This is a genomic window from Acinetobacter sp. 1125_18A, from assembly GCF_052824985.1.
Map to the genome: position 1 here is coordinate 1 of NZ_VTDG01000001.1, position 16,079 is coordinate 16,079.

Consider the following 16,079-nt stretch of genomic DNA (forward strand, 5'->3'; position numbering starts at 1 on the left):
ATGAACCAATTGATTCCGTTTATACTGATGGAGCTTATGATACGAAACAATGTCGAGAAATGATTTCCGATCGGCAAGCTCATGCAGTAATCCCACCCAGAAAAAATGCTAAACCTTGGAAAGATACAAAGATTAGCTCGTTAGAACGCAATGAACTGCTTCGAACAGTTAAACATTTAGGCAAGACTATATGGAAAAACTGGCTGGCTATCATAGCCGAAGTTTGGTTGAAACCAAGATGCATTGCATCAAATTATTAGGCGATAAATTAACATCAAGGAGTTTCCCTAGTCAGGTGAACGAGATTCATGCACGCGTAGCAGTCTTGAATAAATTCACAGAATTAGGTCGCCCTCATACCCAAGTTGCCACTTAAATTTGGCTCACTTAGGGAGGCTCTGCCTTTCAAGCCTTTGTGCAACAAAGCCTATAAGAACTGTAGTCAACTAGGCTTAAAATTTATAATATATTCTATTTTTAAAATAGAAATGACCCATCTTAAAATGAGTCATTCCGTAAAATCTACAATTAAAATGTTTATTGAACTGCAAACATTCCTTTTACATCAGCTACAATATTGTCAATATTTAAAGAATAGGCCGTACCATGGTCCCAAACAGGATTAGTAATGTAATTCACAGGCGTAGCCAGTGCTTTAGCTGTACCATATAAAGTATCTGTTGCAACTTTCGGTACAGTTGTATCTGCTCCACCTTGATAGATGATGACAGGCGTTTTGACTTGGACTTGCAACGGTTGGGAATCTTTATCTAAGAAGGTTTTAGCGGCTGGCAAAGACATAAACGTTTCAGTTTTTCTTGGATAATTTTTCAATGAACCGTTGACTGCAGCATACTGTCCCATTGCTTCCCCGAACTTACCACCTAGTTGAGAAGAACAAACAGATTCCGCTTGTTTAGCAATCGCATCAGTCGGTACTTTAAAGACTTGGTTATAGTCTAAAGTTGGGTTTGAATTGCGTAAGCCTGCCGCAATCAGTGCGGTAAACGTATCTAAAGATGCATAAACCGGAATTTGTTGAGTAGGCGTTGCATTTGCTACGCTAGATTCTCCAGCATTTAGGATCAAATTCAGTTGTGACGCAGGTGCAACAGCAACCGTACCTTTATAATCTAAATTTGCACGATCAGCATATTGTGCAGCGCCTAAAGCCGCTTGTCCACCTTGTGAGTGTCCAACAGTCACCCATTTTTTTGAAACTTTATTGCCTAACCAATTACGTGTTGCAACCACAGCATCTGTAATAGAATAACCACCACTTTTTACATTTAAGTATGGATGTAATTCAGTTCCACTCGGTTCCCCCAAACCTTCATAATCTGGCGCAACAACCACATAACCTTCAGCAAGGAATTTAGAAATCATTCTTTTAATATCACCATCTGTCTCATTTCGGCTTGGAGCACATACATCAGCAACACCTGTTGTACCATGAGCCCAAACCACAATTGGCCAACCTGAAGCTGGTGGTGCAATTTTAGGGGTAAAAACCAATGATGTTGCTTGTACTTCAGTCCCCTTCACTCCTTTCATTTTATAAGTCATTACCACACTATCTGCTGCCACAGTAGAAAAATCTGTCTTGCTATAAGCTATAGGTGTGCCCACAACTGGATTTTCAATATTATTTACATCAATATTTGAAGGTGATTCGTATGAATTTCCCTCACTACCACCGTTATTACATGCAGATAAAACCAAAACTGAACTTAGAATTAAAATTGATAATCCATTTTTTTTCATGTGACTTATTCCTTAAAACACAATTTTTTAAAAGTAATATATAACTAAACTTAGATTAATTTAACAACAATTTTAATAAAAACCTCCTATCGTTAATCAATAAAAAATTCCATACAAAAACAACTTCATTATATTTTGAATTCAAGTATTTACACCACTTATATTAGGTATCTACTTTAACCCATAAATTAGATAAAAATCTGTGAATAACCCTTCTTACAACAAAATACTCTTTTAGTAAGAATTTAATACATTTATCCTATTTGAATCTTTTTAAAAACTCATTTTTATAATTTCAATTCATTGCTTCTTAGTCGACCAACATACAATAATATCTGTCACTAACTTTTCTAAATTACCAACACCAACAACTTTTTTAACTCTGAATTTGTCAACACTCTTATTTTAAATCCTTATTAAATAAGAAGACAAGTAAATAACTAATAATTTAATTATATTTTCATATTTTTAGCTAAGAAACAACTACCACTTATCATTTATGTATTTTTTAACTTTGTTCTTTGGACAAATATTTTATTATATTTAAGTGGACTTTTTGCACAAAGTAAATAGCCACCAAAATTCTAAAAACACATAAACATCTTTTGATGGACCCTTTCATAATCTAATAGAGAACGTTTTCAATTGGAATCATGTCTACATTTTGAGTTGTAAAATATTTTAATATATTCAAATATTTCTGTCCTAACATCAGATCTCCATACGTAGTTTTTCTTCTTGATATGCTTTCGTTTGAGTAGTTGAAAGAAAATCTTCGCATTTGAGCCTAGGTATGATGACATCTCATCTAATGTTTGAAAAAGCAAGAACCGAGCTAATTTCTTAACTCGGTTCTAAATGAAATACTATCAATTTATTTTAGGGCGAGACAAGTGCGTTGGTTTAAATCCTGTCATACCTACATTTCCATTACTGTAATTTCTATTAAGACTTTTTCTGGTCGGCATATGTGAAAATTTTATCTAAGATCAGTTTTCTCGTTTTGCCTTGACGTAAATAGGTTTCTACAAAACTATGCCCACTCAAATCACTAAATGAAAAAGGTACTGTAACATTGTGAGGTAAAACCTTTATAAATACGCCTATTCCTCGAATCACAAAATCATTAGATGATGTGTAATAGCTTGAATTAGGTAGTAAATTTTCAGATGGCGATGCTAAACCCACTGAATAAATCTGATTTCTAGCTTGCTTCGAATGGGCTAGTAGTAAGTTCAGACTAGCATTACCATAAAAATTACCTTGCGAATGAGGGACTAATACGACATTTTGTCCCTTATCTAAAAAGCTTGTATATTGATTTAAATGTTCTTCAATTTCAGGAATCAAACTTTCATTATTTTTGAGTTGATCAATATACTTTTTGTATGTTTCATCACTAATGAGACTAGCTTTCTGAATCTCATCATAATTGTCAATTAGTTTCCAAAAATCAGATTCTGTGTCATTGACGAATTTCTGAGTAGCGACTTGTAATATATCCTTTAAAAAGCCTGATTTTTTATTATAAGCAAGGTTTACAGAATAATTGGGACGTTCTATCTGGACTTGATTTTTGAGTGCAAGTTGATTCATTACAGCACCGTCAAAAGTCGTGTTCAAACCATTGATATGAACGATAGCGTGATTGTCATATTGTTCTTGTGCATAAATACTCGTTGTTAAAAATATTATGCTCATGAATAAAATTGATTTTTTCATTTTAGTTTCCTTAATTATTTGAGGGCTAATATGGGGCATTAACTACATCATTGGTACAATTTTGATTTCCTTGGTCTGGAAAAAATTGCCCACTTACCAATTCGTTAAATTTAATATACGCTTCAGTATTTTTAGTATTATTAAGTAATTCTGCACGTGTGTTTATAATATTTTTTTGAATTTGCTCAAAAGATTTTTTACTTTTATTGAGTACTTCTGGGCTTAATAGACAGGCAATATTTTTTGAAATTTGATTGGCTGCCGTCTTTGCAGTAGTTTTATCTAAATCCTCTTGAAGTGTTAAATTCCATGATCGCGCAAGATCTGTCATCGCAATTTGTAATGTGATTGAATCATTAAATTCAGTCGCAATGAATTGATTGATTCGATCAGGAACACCGTCATAGTCTTGATCGGAGTCATGCTGTAAATGATCTTTGTTAGTATCAGCTTGAGATTGAGCAGCTAGATTATTTTTTGGTTGGCTATCATCTGATTTATTAATATCGTGTTGCACGGTAGAAGCATGTGCTTGATAAGAATTTTCCGTAGAATGATTGCTTGGATAGAAAAAATAAACAATCGCAAATACCACAAAGATTAGAAAAAAAATCAAGAATAGAAAAATCTTATTTTTAAACATTTCTAATTTCTTTAATTCATAAAGTTAAACTTATATATATCATCAAAGAATAAAAATACAAATCAATTTTTAATTTTTCTTAAAAATCAAGATCTGTTGACATATACTGGCTTTGTTGCACAAACCTATCTCTAAAGGCTGATTCCACACTATAATTCTAAGATGAATAAATTTGCACCTAATATTTATCGTACGACCAATTGTTCCTCCTACAACAAAGCATTGATAAGTCGCTGAAATATAACAATAATTCTTAATCCCGGCGCTCAACACCAAGAGAAATTTATTTGTTTAAAAAAAAATTAATTTAATTAGTTTTTACCCATAATAAGAGTTACCCTGTAGAATGGTGAATGATGTTTTGGAATTAAATACATGTTTAAAAAACAAAATAAATAAATACAGGTTTTAGATAATTCAAAATAATTTAGTTTAAAATAATTATTAAAATGCATACTAATATGACACTTTAATATCCAAAACCATTTAGAATGATTGGCATAGAGAGCAGGATGCTCCATATAATAAAAATAAACAGCATTATAAAAATGGTGAGGTTCGAAAGGAGTCAGACCGAAGTACTAAATACATAAAAAGCCCAACATCCTGTTGGGCTTTTTTTATGCTTACTCTTAAGTTCTATTAAGGAATGCCAGACGAACTATAAGCGTATATCCGTGGATTGGGGTATCCAAATCCTATATAAAAATGGAAGGATAAATATATGACAGCATATAATAAACAACATGATCACATGCATAGACCTGATTGTGGTCATACAGCAATTAAGCATAACGCTCATGTAGATTATCTCGTGGATGGGGATTTACATCATCCACATCATGGTCATTGTGATAATCATCTGATTGCAGTCGATAAAACAACCTATTTAAGACCTTTAAGAGATGCCGAAAATGAGTTAGTCTCAAAACGAAACTCTTGGCTTTCTCAAATTTTATTGGGCGATCCTACTTTTAAAAATCAAAATCATGAACTTGTTTATAGGTTTGAAGGTCTGAATACAAATTTAAAAAAATTTTTAAAGTAGAAGAAATAAGTTTTATCGATAAAGAAGGTAATACTGTAAAAGAAAACTATGAAGATGGGAAAGCAATTAAAGATAAAATTGATGGTTACATTAGACCTCTTTCATAACTCACTTTTTACTCAGTTCTAGATTATAAATTACTGCAATTAAATTGAACCTTAAGCCAAGCCTTTTCCCTCTATTTCGATAACGCTCTGCAAGGATTTTGAAAGTTTTTAATGTACCAAATACATGCTCACCCCCTATACTTCTTTTATTAATTTCTCGATTATATATTTTTAGCATAGGATCTAATTCACAACGTTTTTTAGCCTTACACGGTAACAAGCTATTGGGATATATAGCATAAATCTCTTGATAACCTTTATCTACCAGAATAAATGAATTTGTTGGGACTAAATGCAGATCGTCTTTGAACGGTTCAAAGTCATTTACAGCGCCTTTGCACAGGCATAAACTTAATATTTGCTGAGTTTTACAATGAATGATCGCTTCTACCTTAAAGGTGTGAGCCTTTTCTTACCACTATAGCTTTTCTTCTGCTTTTTTAAGTCTTTGAATTGGAATTTCAGTGGCATCTACAATCACAACATTCCAGTCTATACCTTCACCCTTGGGGATATCTTTGGGTAAATTAAACCTGACTGGATTAAACTATCTTCAACTTGACGAACAATTCTGGAAGCTGTTGGCTCTGTTACACCGTAACTTGCAGCAACATGAAATAAAATTCGATATTCTCTTCAATAGCTTAAGCAGAGTAATACTTGATCTTCAAGACACAGTTTCGGTGGCCTGCCTTTAGAAGGAATTTGCATCTGCATTTGTTCAACCATTAGAGAAAATGTCGAACGAGATATGCCTGTGTAACGCTTAAACTGGGAATCAGAAAGTTTTTTTGAATCGAGATATTTCATAAACAGATTATGCTTGAAAATCTTAAATTTTGCAGGATGTATATTGAACAAAAAGATGAACGTTTTTTGATTTATGAAAGAGGCTTAATAAACTTATTAAGTGCATTTTATATTTGAAAATATTAGTACGCTGTTCTTTAAATAAAAAAATACCCATGAATTATAGTACATGGGTATATAAAAGGGATTAAAAAGATGCTCATGTTTTGGGGAAACCATGAGCACATAAAACTTGACATATCTAACAATAATTAAATATTAAGCATAATAAATCACAAATACAATAGTTGTTTTAAGTTTAATAAAGGAATAATAATAAAGTACAGCAAATCTTTAAATTATCCTTTAATTTAGTTTACCGACCTTACGGATTGCTGTAGCCCCTGTTGAATATCCTGTACAAATCCCTCACGCTGATTAAACTTAGGCTTGGCTTTAGCCCTGCCTTTCGATCTAGCCTGCACCTGCTCAGCTTGTACATTTTCAGGTGACATTTGTTCAGCATCTGAACTTTCATCTTCAATACGTTGTCGAATACGTCCAGTTTTAATCATCCATAGTTCCAGCATCGACATATAGGGATTTAGACCACAGGCTGCTGCACAATCACTACTACCAATGCCTTGTTTACGCACATTAAGCCATTCAGCTTGTGACATGGTTTTGGTTTCAGCTAGACGTTTGGGTTGCTTTTTTCTTTTTGAAGAAAATGAATAAGCTTTTGATCCTCTTACATGATCTATGCTGGGTTGGGATAAATTTGCGGTATGTTGTCTCATGTTGTATTCCCCTATATTAAAGACATAAAAAATCCCATGCATTTTTGGCATGGGATTAAAGTGAAATAATGAAATGAATCGTCAGTAGCCTCGATAAGTTACTTTGATTTCATCAATGCTGGCAAGACGGATAAAGTCAGTATGGTAGATGTGTCGATAGCCATCTAAGACCAGATATTGAGGGTGTGGTATTTCATCCACTGTCCTCACTTGCGCATCATGAATGGGGTAAATTAAAACCACTAAATCCCCAATCCTAAATGTTTGAGCAATACAATCATTTGCCATGTCACCCCCTGCTTTTATTTAAAGCACCATCCTTAAAGCCTGTTCTAATCCACGCTGTTTAAGTGCTGCACCTGCACCGAACCATGCAGAATCAAGTCGATGATCTTGGCTCATGGCTCGACGTTCGTGGTCACAATGCTCAGTTATGGCGCAGAGTAAGCCATAGGCAGTATCCTTGGCTGAGGATAGTTCCGCACCACGTCCATGCCCATTAAACATGGTCATCACTTTAGACATCGCACGCCCATTCGGTTCTGTTTTATTGGCATCGGCTTGATTCGCAACATTGCGATAAAATTGAATAATGCCTTCATCCTGTTCTGTCTGGCTAAGACTGGTATTGTTAAATAATGCATCAAAGTAGGCTGCCGCTTCTTGCTGAGTGACTTTACGTTGACTGAGTTGCTTCATTTCATACATGTGTTCATCCCATGCCCGTACAGAAATACCCAGTTGTTGTTTAATCTTGTCTGCATCAAACTTGGTGCTGTGAGGGACTTTGATCACACCTGCACTATTATTTTGCCCTTTCAGTGCAATGGCTAAGGTGTTATTACACACCACACGTATGGACGTAAATTGTGCTGTGGTGGCAAGCGTACCATCACAAGCCGTGGCTAAGAGAATATAGCCATTGCTGACATCTTTGCCTTTGAGTGCTGAAGTCTGTCCTGTTTTCGCCAAAGCCCAGAATTTCTTTCCACCTTTGAGTATCCCTGCAGTTTCCAGTTCAAAGCCTGATTGCTCAGTCAGGTCACGATAGAATTCGAGAATTTGTTTAGGTTGAACCTCCTGATAGCGCTGACTGACCACCGATAAAGGTGCATGGGTATCTGAGCGATATAGCTTACATTGGATGATTCTATTCGCCAGTCCATGCCTGCCTGTTGTGCCCAGACTTCAATCGGTTGATTTCGGCTGAGTTGATTGCCTAGACCATGCCAAGGGGTTTGGCCCACATAAGCCATTTGTTCAAGTTGATGTGCCATAAGGTTATTTCCTTCTTATTGATTTGAGTTAATTGAGTAAAATACTGATGCGTTTATTTAGGATCATTCAGTTTGTTGAATTTCAAAATGTTCCTGACATTGCTCACACTGGTAATGTAAGGTAATGAGATTCTCTTGCTGTTGGATGTAGAGTAGAAATACCCCTCCTACCGTTAGGCCGATAAAACCACCCACCATTGGATGAATCCCCAGCCGTTTAGAGATTTGCATACCAACGCTTGCGAGTGACATCGGTGAGCAGGATGTGAAAGTGAACTTAGTTTTGGGTTGGGATTGTTGACTTCGCCGTAGTAATTGCACATGGGGTGAATGGCAATAAGGGCATTGCTGCATGGTGTTTTCCTTGATAAATATTGAGATATAGACATAAAAAACCACGAGCATCGGCTCGTGGTTTTTTGGGTTGATTTGTTTTTAAATTTAAACGCGTACAGTCTATCGGTTGACTTTAGGTACAGCCAAACCTGATCTACTTTTACAGGGTCGGATACTCTGAATGTATTGCCCATCACCTGTATCTTTAAAAAATCCATATTGAGACTGAATTTCTAAGCATTGGCCTCTTTTATAGGGTTTGATTTGTTTGGCAACTTTTTCAGGGAAGGCATAATAGTTAAAAATGAGTTCACCTTGAGCTGTCGTGAATATCACAGCTTCTTCTCCAAATCTGATATCTTTTTTTAAGGTGATCTGTTCTGTCTTTGCCATCACTGCTGTTGAAATCAATAAACTGAATAAACCGCAGCTGATGATTTTGATATTTTTCATTGCAATATTCCTGTTTTAAATGGGTATAAAATTCTTTTGAAATTAAAATTCTAAAAAGGCATTTTGTTTAAAAACAAGGTTTGTAGCCTTCGCTTAACACTTGATTGTTACTTTGGTTCCAGCGCACCACATACCAAGTACATTGAAAACGATCTGAGTCCCATGCGACACGATATGTAATACTGTTGCCCTGCTGACTCCAGCCTTCAACTCGTTTCGCCACCTGATCTGGGCTAGATCGCCCCCAAACATCGATGAGGTGTGACGCTAACATCTGGTCAATACTCGAAATTGTTGCCTTTAGATCGGCGGGTGCAGTTTTGATTGGCTTTAAGCCGTACTTTGAAGCATTTGAACTTAAGGTTTTTCCTTCATGGTATTCAGAATCAATTTGCATGGTTAAATGCTCAGTTGCTGAATTTTGCGAGGCTCTGGCCTCTTCAACCACGGCTAAAGCACCTGCAATCTCATCAGCACTTACCGCGACATGGGGCGTTTGTGTTGTGGCATCTTCGGTTAAATCTTGATCGGTTGGTTCAGATGCAGATTGAGCAATATCAGCAGTTTGAGTTTTTTGGGCTTTGGTTTGTTCAACGGCCAGCTGTGCCAACTCTAAATTTGCTTTACGTTGTAGATGCTGGTTAAACAGATAGGTACCTAATACCATCACGACAATGAAAAGTATTAGCGCAACAAGACTTGGTGATTTTAGTTTTTGCACGCGACGCTCCTATTTATGCGGCCATAAGCCTTGTTCTTTGAGTACTTTAATTTGCGGATCTATGCTCACTTCTCCCGTTCGACAATCAGTGGTTTCACCGGTTTTCTGGTTAAAACTGACAGACATGTTCGGGTTATCACATAGCCTTTTATATTTACTCACCACTGGTGATGAAGATTGAACCGGAGGACGGTAGCCTAGTCTTTTTACAAAGATACTATTCCCATTCCCAAATATTCTTAATATTCCACCGCCTGCTGTGGTAGCGGTATAGCCCAAGTTTTGTGGACATCCATTCTGTATGGACATTTGAAGGTCATGTACACCAAACATTTTTGTTTCAGAGCGGTAGGTACAAATACTCTGATCCCTCTGACCTGCTTGTAAATTAATTAAGTACGCTATGGTTTCTGCTGAACGTAATCCATAGGTTTGGTCGGCATAGGAAAGTGAGCTTAAACAGAAGGTTAAAACTCCCATCCCAATCATTCTTTTCATAAATTTTACCTATTAATTTTTTTACTGTTATCCGGTTATGCGTGCTAAGTGAATGTTAAGAAAACAGCCATTCTAAAAAGATAAAAGGCCAAACAAAGGCTCTGCCCAATAGATAAGCTTTGGAATAACCTGCGGGAAAGCTCCAGATTAATTTGAACCAATAGCCCAACATAATCAGCAGATAAGTGATCCATAGATTTCTCATATTTAAATCTCCTAATCCAATTCAGACATACAGGCTAAACCTGCTTGTTGTACTTGTTCTTCCCAATCTTCAGGAAATTGCCTCGGGTTGTTGATCTGTTTAAGTCGATCTTCCCCGTAGTGTTTCTCTACCTTGTTATAGCTGCATGAACAGAAACTACGGTTAGCGCCTAAATTACGGCAACCATCTTTAAATTCTGATTCAAATGCGCTACTACAGGCCGTCAGCAAAACAGCAGCTGACAATGAAAAAATGAGTTTTAATTGCATTTTTTCCTCTCATATATACTTATGTTTTTAATGCCCACTCATATGGAGTTATGGCTTCACTGAGGTAATATGTATTTGAAATTTCTTTATTTGAGATCGGATTTAAATCAATCATTTTTTAATAAAACCCAGACGTGACTTATTCTGGGCAGTTCCCAAGTTCATGATTTATATTGATCGTCATCCGTTTTTTAGAAAAATCAGTGAAAGAGAGCTACGTGCTGTAATCAAGCACAAGCAAAGATCGAGAAGATAAAAAGAAAGTGAAAATTGAATTAGTACGCATGGCGGACTCCTTGTGTATTAAAGAAGAACTACCACAATCACTGCTAAATAATGGTGGCAGAACGAAGAGGGTTAGCAGACTGGTACACAAGGATCCAGCACGCGCAAGCGCGTCCCCCTCCGTCCTACCATAGCGAAAAAGGGGGACGTAAGGATCCAGTACTAAAAAGCAAGCTCTTCAGTACTCTTGTGTATAGGGTCTGCTAAAACCCACTGGCAATGTAGGCCAGCGCATAAAGAATAAGTGCTGAAAGGAAATGTGTCAATCGGATATAAATGAATGGGTTTACTCCGTACCTGCGTCTGTATAAAATATGCGTCATGGAATGAGTTTGAATTTTTATCAATCTAGATTTACTTTATTGGGCTTAAAAAACCAAGACATCATCTTCCAAATAATTGTAAAAAGTTACATCACTATTGAAGGTGACGTTGTCTTTATAACCGATTAAAAAAACTCGATTTAAGTGTTATCTCTGTACATCAAAATCACACCTTACTTTTTACAAGCTCATTCTCACTTTTATTGATATAATTTTATAAAAATCGTATATGTTTTACTATAATTGAGCCAAATTCATATTAGACAATTCAACATGGAAAATTACATAGATCTCAAAAAAGAAATTGAAGAAATTAGGGTCCTAGAACGCTTTGTCATTCATAATCTTCGTAATCCAGCGCTCTCTATCGAACATTATTGGCGCTTTTCGAATGTTAAGAATGAAGCTGATGAACAACAAGTTATTGATACACTTCTGAATCAAGGTAAGTTTTCTATTTCAGATAAAGAGAAAGAATGGTTAGAACAAGGCTTACAACCTCACTATTTTGACAAAAGTAAATTTATTGAGTTACCGATAGAAGATCGTCTTTATCGACATTATGATGAGGTACTTATCGCTATCGGAGGTTTTAAACGTTATGTTGCTTCAGATGATTATGTAAATCTATTACAAAATAAAATTAAAAAATCAGTACCAAAGAATAAATTGCCTTCAAGTTTGAAAAAGGCAAAAACAGCCTATCAGCAAGCTTTTCAATTTTATGCTCAGCATATGGATTGTAGATCAGTCATTATTCCAGATGAAATATCTGAAAAAATAAAAAAAATACAGGCTCAGGCTTATAAGGATCTAGAAATCAAAGAAATGATCCGAGTTCACTTAAAGCCTAAATACAAAGATCATGTCGAAAAATATCTCACAGTAGCCAACAAAAAAAATATTGAGGTAAATGCACTTTTTGATACTGAAATTGACATTGAATACGAAAAGAGTGTTATTCCCACGGTGACAGGACTTTATCTTCTAAAAAAAGCAACGCTTCTCAATAGACGAGAAAGATATAAGAAAGCTCAGAATCTAGGGAGTTTTTCTTATACCTATATGCCTAGAAAGAATACAGTTAAACCCCATTTTATAAAAACTGGAATTCCAGGTGCAATCCATATTAAACGTTTAGATGATAGACTTATTGGCTGCAATGAGACATTAGAAAAATTATATTCTGATCATGCTATTGCTTATATCCATAAAAATATTCTGCAAAATTTTTATCAATGGAAACATCAAATTAAAGATCAAGATGGTGAAAAACTTTCACTTTATGAAAAAATTAAAAAACATTATACCGTAGAAACAAAAAATACACATTTAAAAACAAATACTTAATTTAATATTCACGACCTAGGATTTCTCTAATTAAAAATCTCTCGGTGCAGAAACATTTATCGAGTCCTATGTCCCATCTAAAGTAGTCCCATGTTGTACAGCATATTCTTAAATGTCTAAAACAAGGATTACTTTTATGGTTTCATCTGCCGACCCATTCAAAATGATCAGTCGGATTGATCTAGAAGAACTGACAGGTTTATCTCGATCAACCATCTACGATCGCATGAATTCAAAGTCTAAACGTTATGACCCTGACTTTCCCAAGCCAGTGAAGTTTGGGCATCTGACACGATGGAGGCTCAGTGAGGTTCAGGCTTGAATTCAATCCAAAATTGAAGCTCGCAATCTTCTACAAATGACGTCCTAACTGTGTATATCGCATAAATCTACACATCTACGGAAACACGATATGAATTTGTGCAAAGCTAGTTTGTTTAGCTTGAAGTTGAATAACGGTATTAAATCATTTAAATATATCAATCTATTATTTATAGATATATTAGATAGTTACATTCTTACCCTCTATCTAAGTGAATAGTGTGAGTTGATAATCTTCAGAAGTACATGTCTATCACTTAAATAAAATCATCTGGTGTGATTCTGACTGCTTTAGCAAAGTCAGATCACAGATTAAGTTTAAATACTTATCCAGCAGATGGAAGAATCATATTTAGATGGTGTAGTACGACAAATACCTAATTCAATCATTCAACAATTTTAGACACTGATTAAAGCAGTGTCTACAGACAGCTATTGCCCAAATTTCTTAAAACTGAATATTTGAGAAATATATGAACAAACCAAAACTCCATAACTCCGCTGGCACATTTACGCTTGAGGAGCTAACTGCTCTTCAGCGTTCTGATCTAAGTTCAAGCATGATGACAGCACTAGATGGCAACTCATATCAGTTTCTACATGCGATTGATCATGTGGCTGATATTTGCTTCAACATTGTCAATGTCATTGCTCAATGCCAAAAAACTCAACTTCCTGTAGCAAAATTAGTGAAAGAAAAGTCCCCATTCTTTTCTGAACGCTATCGAGTTCATTTTCCTCCTACATGGGAGTCTTTAGAAGAGAAAGTGCGTTCGGCCTTTCAACATCACTTCTCTACGAAGTATTTATATGGAGCAGAAATCAAGGCTTGGATATTCATTCAGTCTCAATTTACCTCACTTGAGCTTGAAGTATTGGCCCATGTGTTTGCAATCGATTATCGAAGTGAAGAGTGTGTGCAAAAGTATGTTGATTTATTTAATCTGTTTATAGCGCGGCTGGTTAATCACCTGAGTAGTGCCGAGTATAAAAAGAAAATTAGAGATCGGAATATTGACAAAAAAAATAATAAATCTGCGTGCATTGAGCTCTTCAACCATCTCATTGCAAAGTTTGCCAGAGTCTTGGTCATCAGAATGGATTTTGCATTGAAACGTGATCCAGAGACCTTACTCAAACATGCATCTTCTATGACTGTGCCTTATTCACGTCATGACTTGAGTTATTTAAAACGGTCTATGAAAAAGTTCAAGAACAATTGGCGTAATAACGAGCTACTAAGCGCTATTGAAGGCTATATCTGGCAGTATGAATACTCTCATGCCACAGGGTTCCACATACACGCCTACTTTTTCTATGACGGTGATAAACACCAAGAGGATATTACGCTCGCCCAATATATTTCGGACTACTGGAAAAAAGTGACCAGAAATCGCGGATGCACCTACATCTGCAACATGCAGAAAGACCAATACAAACACTGTGGTATTGGCATGATTCATTATTCGGATATTGAAAAACAGTCTTACTTATTCAAAACTTTTGATTACATAGTGAAAGCCGATCAGTTTTTTATGTTTTCTGAGCTGAAGAATTTTAAACGATTTCACCGCAGTGTGCTTCCTAAGCCTAAAGCCAATTCAGGCCGCCCTCGCGCTCTAATCACAACAAAATCTCAACCACTCTCTCAGGAATTATAATATGACTACTCTCAATGCTGTGGAAAGAACCGAATCCCTCAAGTATATTAATATTGTAACCAGAGCCTATGCTTATCAAGGGTTCACGCATGTTACCCCTGTTTCTTTAGCATCATACTCAGAGCTGATCCATAAAATTAAAACTGGAAAATGCTTTCGCATTTTTACAAATAATCAAACAGCATTCCCTCATTCATTGATCCCCAATCTATATGTAACGAATTTGGGGAATCTTGTTTTCAAAATTGTAGCAGACAATACTTGGAATCCGTATACAACAGGCAAATTTAAGGATGCTTTACTTCACCCTGAAATTACCCTATTGAGCCAATTGATGTTTCAGCATGGACTGAGCAACATAAACCTTGCAGCCTATCAACTGATAGAACATAAGTGTGAAGAATGCTTTGCTGATTTCAAAGTCAGAATCCAAACCAGAGAAATCACTACTCAATGTCGATCGTGGAACAATAGATTTGGATACCTTACTGGCTCATACGATCGATTCTTAGAATTCATCTATGATGAAACCAGCCGTTTTGAAGTTCATTCACTTGTTGTGCAGCGTAAACTGCTTAATGGGCTTGAGCCTGTTTATGGTGAACCTGACTTTAGAGATATGTCAGCTTATGAAATCGTACAAGAGAAATCTAATGAAATTATTAGAGATGTTTGGCGCAGACGCCATCAAAATAATGTCCTCGGTATTCTAGCCAGAGATGAGATCGACATTCAGCAGACACAAACGATTAGACTGATATTCTTTGTAAAAAAAGAATTTTCAGACCTATGTCCATTTGACAGTACACCACTATACCAAACACTCGCGCCTTATTTTATTAATCTCAATCGTGATCATATCGCATTAGGTACGATCCCCTCTATGAATTCTGGTAATGCTCCTCTTTTTCAAGTGCAGGAACTCAACTACTATGACTTAAATCAAATTCACGTGGGTAATCGTCTAAATGCACTCAAAGCGCAACTAGTTGTTCCTGACCACTGGTTTAGACTCAGAGATAACGCTCCAAGTCTACGAATTGAGCGAGGCAAAACTGATTATGAAAGATAGTTAGGAGTTATATTTAAAAAGCAGCATGCCTTGCCCCATGCTGCTTTTTTATTTTCATGATTTCACTTAAGTTAAGCAAAGATCTTTCAAAATAGTGTCTAATTTTAGCTCAACAGAATCATATCTACATTTTAAGATTAGTTTATTATTCTCTAGTAATATTTCAAAGATGATCCAAACATGTTCTAGTAATGCTTATTAAGTTTGATCACAACCAAAATTTATTGTGGGTTAGAATGTGGGTTAAAAACTCAGTCAAGAAAAAAGCCCTTGTAAAAACAAGAGCTTAATTCAATATTTGGCGGAAGCGGTGAGATTCGAACTCACGGAGGACTCACACCCTCGTCGGTTTTCAAGACCGGTGCATTAAACCGCTCTGCCACGCTTCCATGTGCGCAAGAATACTAAGCTTTTCCAATTCTGACAAGAAAAAAA

Annotated in this window: 17 protein-coding genes, 1 tRNA gene and 4 pseudogenes; 6 read left to right on the forward strand and 16 right to left on the reverse strand. The window is 35.9% G+C overall.

Annotation, left to right across the window (positions count from 1 at the left end; genetic code table 11):
* A pseudogene (locus FY049_RS00005) lies at positions 1-376 on the forward strand (IS5 family transposase); the annotation flags it as partial.
* 161 nt (positions 377-537) lie between these two features.
* On the opposite strand, the gene FY049_RS00010 reads toward FY049_RS00005, so the two are convergent.
* The 4 genes and pseudogenes from FY049_RS00010 to FY049_RS00025 all read right to left on the reverse strand — a co-directional run bounded on the left by FY049_RS00010 (position 538) and on the right by FY049_RS00025 (position 4,129).
* Positions 538-1,764: an alpha/beta hydrolase family protein gene (locus tag FY049_RS00010; RefSeq protein ID WP_446082910.1), complete on the reverse strand. Its 1,227-nt coding sequence runs from the start codon at positions 1,762-1,764 to the stop codon at positions 538-540.
* A gap of 641 nt (positions 1,765-2,405) precedes the next feature.
* Positions 2,406-2,543: pseudogene (locus tag FY049_RS00015) on the reverse strand (IS3 family transposase); the annotation flags it as partial.
* Between the two features lie 166 nt (positions 2,544-2,709).
* The gene (locus FY049_RS00020) at positions 2,710-3,486 is read right to left on the reverse strand and encodes a hypothetical protein (protein ID WP_446082911.1); all 777 of its coding nucleotides are present in this window, start codon (positions 3,484-3,486) and stop codon (positions 2,710-2,712) included.
* A gap of 25 nt (positions 3,487-3,511) precedes the next feature.
* Positions 3,512-4,129, reverse strand: coding sequence for a hypothetical protein (locus tag FY049_RS00025; RefSeq protein WP_446082912.1), 618 nt, complete (start codon positions 4,127-4,129; stop codon positions 3,512-3,514).
* Between the two features lie 724 nt (positions 4,130-4,853).
* On the opposite strand from FY049_RS00025, the gene FY049_RS00030 reads away from it, so the two are divergent.
* Positions 4,854-5,177: a hypothetical protein gene (locus FY049_RS00030; protein WP_446082913.1), complete on the forward strand. Its 324-nt coding sequence runs from the start codon at positions 4,854-4,856 to the stop codon at positions 5,175-5,177.
* Between the two features lie 108 nt (positions 5,178-5,285).
* On the opposite strand, the pseudogene FY049_RS00035 reads toward FY049_RS00030, so the two are convergent.
* The 11 genes and pseudogenes from FY049_RS00035 to FY049_RS00085 form a co-directional block, all read right to left on the reverse strand.
* Positions 5,286-5,675, reverse strand: a pseudogene (locus FY049_RS00035) (transposase family protein); the annotation flags it as partial.
* 101 nt (positions 5,676-5,776) lie between these two features.
* Positions 5,777-5,908 carry a hypothetical protein gene (locus FY049_RS00040; protein WP_446083155.1) on the reverse strand — a complete coding sequence of 44 codons (132 nt, stop codon included), beginning with the start codon at positions 5,906-5,908 and terminating at the stop codon, positions 5,777-5,779.
* Positions 5,909-6,444: 536 nt separating this feature from the next.
* Complete coding sequence (locus FY049_RS00045) at positions 6,445-6,873, reverse strand: YqaJ viral recombinase family protein (protein WP_446082914.1); 429 nt, start codon at positions 6,871-6,873, stop codon at positions 6,445-6,447.
* An 81-nt stretch (positions 6,874-6,954) separates the two neighbouring features.
* Positions 6,955-7,161 carry a hypothetical protein gene (locus FY049_RS00050; protein WP_446082915.1) on the reverse strand — a complete coding sequence of 69 codons (207 nt, stop codon included), beginning with the start codon at positions 7,159-7,161 and terminating at the stop codon, positions 6,955-6,957.
* Positions 7,162-7,179: 18 nt separating this feature from the next.
* Positions 7,180-8,150, reverse strand: a pseudogene (locus FY049_RS00055) (DUF932 domain-containing protein).
* Between the two features lie 63 nt (positions 8,151-8,213).
* Positions 8,214-8,504 (reverse strand): hypothetical protein, encoded by a 291-nt coding sequence (locus FY049_RS00060; protein WP_446082916.1) that lies wholly within the window; start codon positions 8,502-8,504, stop codon positions 8,214-8,216.
* A gap of 102 nt (positions 8,505-8,606) precedes the next feature.
* Positions 8,607-8,939, reverse strand: coding sequence for a hypothetical protein (locus FY049_RS00065; RefSeq protein WP_446082917.1), 333 nt, complete (start codon positions 8,937-8,939; stop codon positions 8,607-8,609).
* 67 nt (positions 8,940-9,006) lie between these two features.
* Positions 9,007-9,660, reverse strand: coding sequence for a hypothetical protein (locus FY049_RS00070; protein ID WP_446082918.1), 654 nt, complete (start codon positions 9,658-9,660; stop codon positions 9,007-9,009).
* Positions 9,661-9,669: 9 nt separating this feature from the next.
* The gene (locus FY049_RS00075; RefSeq protein WP_446082919.1) at positions 9,670-10,140 is read right to left on the reverse strand and encodes a hypothetical protein; all 471 of its coding nucleotides are present in this window, start codon (positions 10,138-10,140) and stop codon (positions 9,670-9,672) included.
* Positions 10,141-10,213: 73 nt separating this feature from the next.
* Positions 10,214-10,363 carry a hypothetical protein gene (locus FY049_RS00080; RefSeq protein ID WP_446082920.1) on the reverse strand — a complete coding sequence of 50 codons (150 nt, stop codon included), beginning with the start codon at positions 10,361-10,363 and terminating at the stop codon, positions 10,214-10,216.
* A gap of 11 nt (positions 10,364-10,374) precedes the next feature.
* A complete protein-coding gene (locus FY049_RS00085; protein WP_446082921.1) occupies positions 10,375-10,632 on the reverse strand; it encodes a hypothetical protein in 258 nt (85 codons plus the stop codon).
* An 881-nt stretch (positions 10,633-11,513) separates the two neighbouring features.
* Here FY049_RS00085 and FY049_RS00090 point away from each other — a divergent pair.
* From FY049_RS00090 to FY049_RS00105, 4 genes are all read left to right on the forward strand, one after another.
* Positions 11,514-12,590, forward strand: a complete 1,077-nt coding sequence (locus tag FY049_RS00090; RefSeq protein ID WP_446082922.1) for a hypothetical protein — start codon at positions 11,514-11,516, stop codon at positions 12,588-12,590.
* A gap of 136 nt (positions 12,591-12,726) precedes the next feature.
* The gene (locus FY049_RS00095; protein ID WP_446082923.1) at positions 12,727-12,912 is read left to right on the forward strand and encodes a helix-turn-helix transcriptional regulator; all 186 of its coding nucleotides are present in this window, start codon (positions 12,727-12,729) and stop codon (positions 12,910-12,912) included.
* A 472-nt stretch (positions 12,913-13,384) separates the two neighbouring features.
* Entirely contained in the window at positions 13,385-14,572 is a 1,188-nt protein-coding gene (locus tag FY049_RS00100; protein WP_446082924.1) for a YagK/YfjJ domain-containing protein, read from the forward strand.
* 1 nt (position 14,573) lies between these two features.
* Complete coding sequence (locus FY049_RS00105) at positions 14,574-15,644, forward strand: hypothetical protein (protein WP_446082925.1); 1,071 nt, start codon at positions 14,574-14,576, stop codon at positions 15,642-15,644.
* Positions 15,645-15,943: 299 nt separating this feature from the next.
* Here the strand turns inward: FY049_RS00105 and FY049_RS00110 are convergent.
* Positions 15,944-16,033: transfer RNA gene (locus FY049_RS00110), tRNA-Ser, on the reverse strand.
* Positions 16,034-16,079 lie beyond the last annotated feature (46 nt).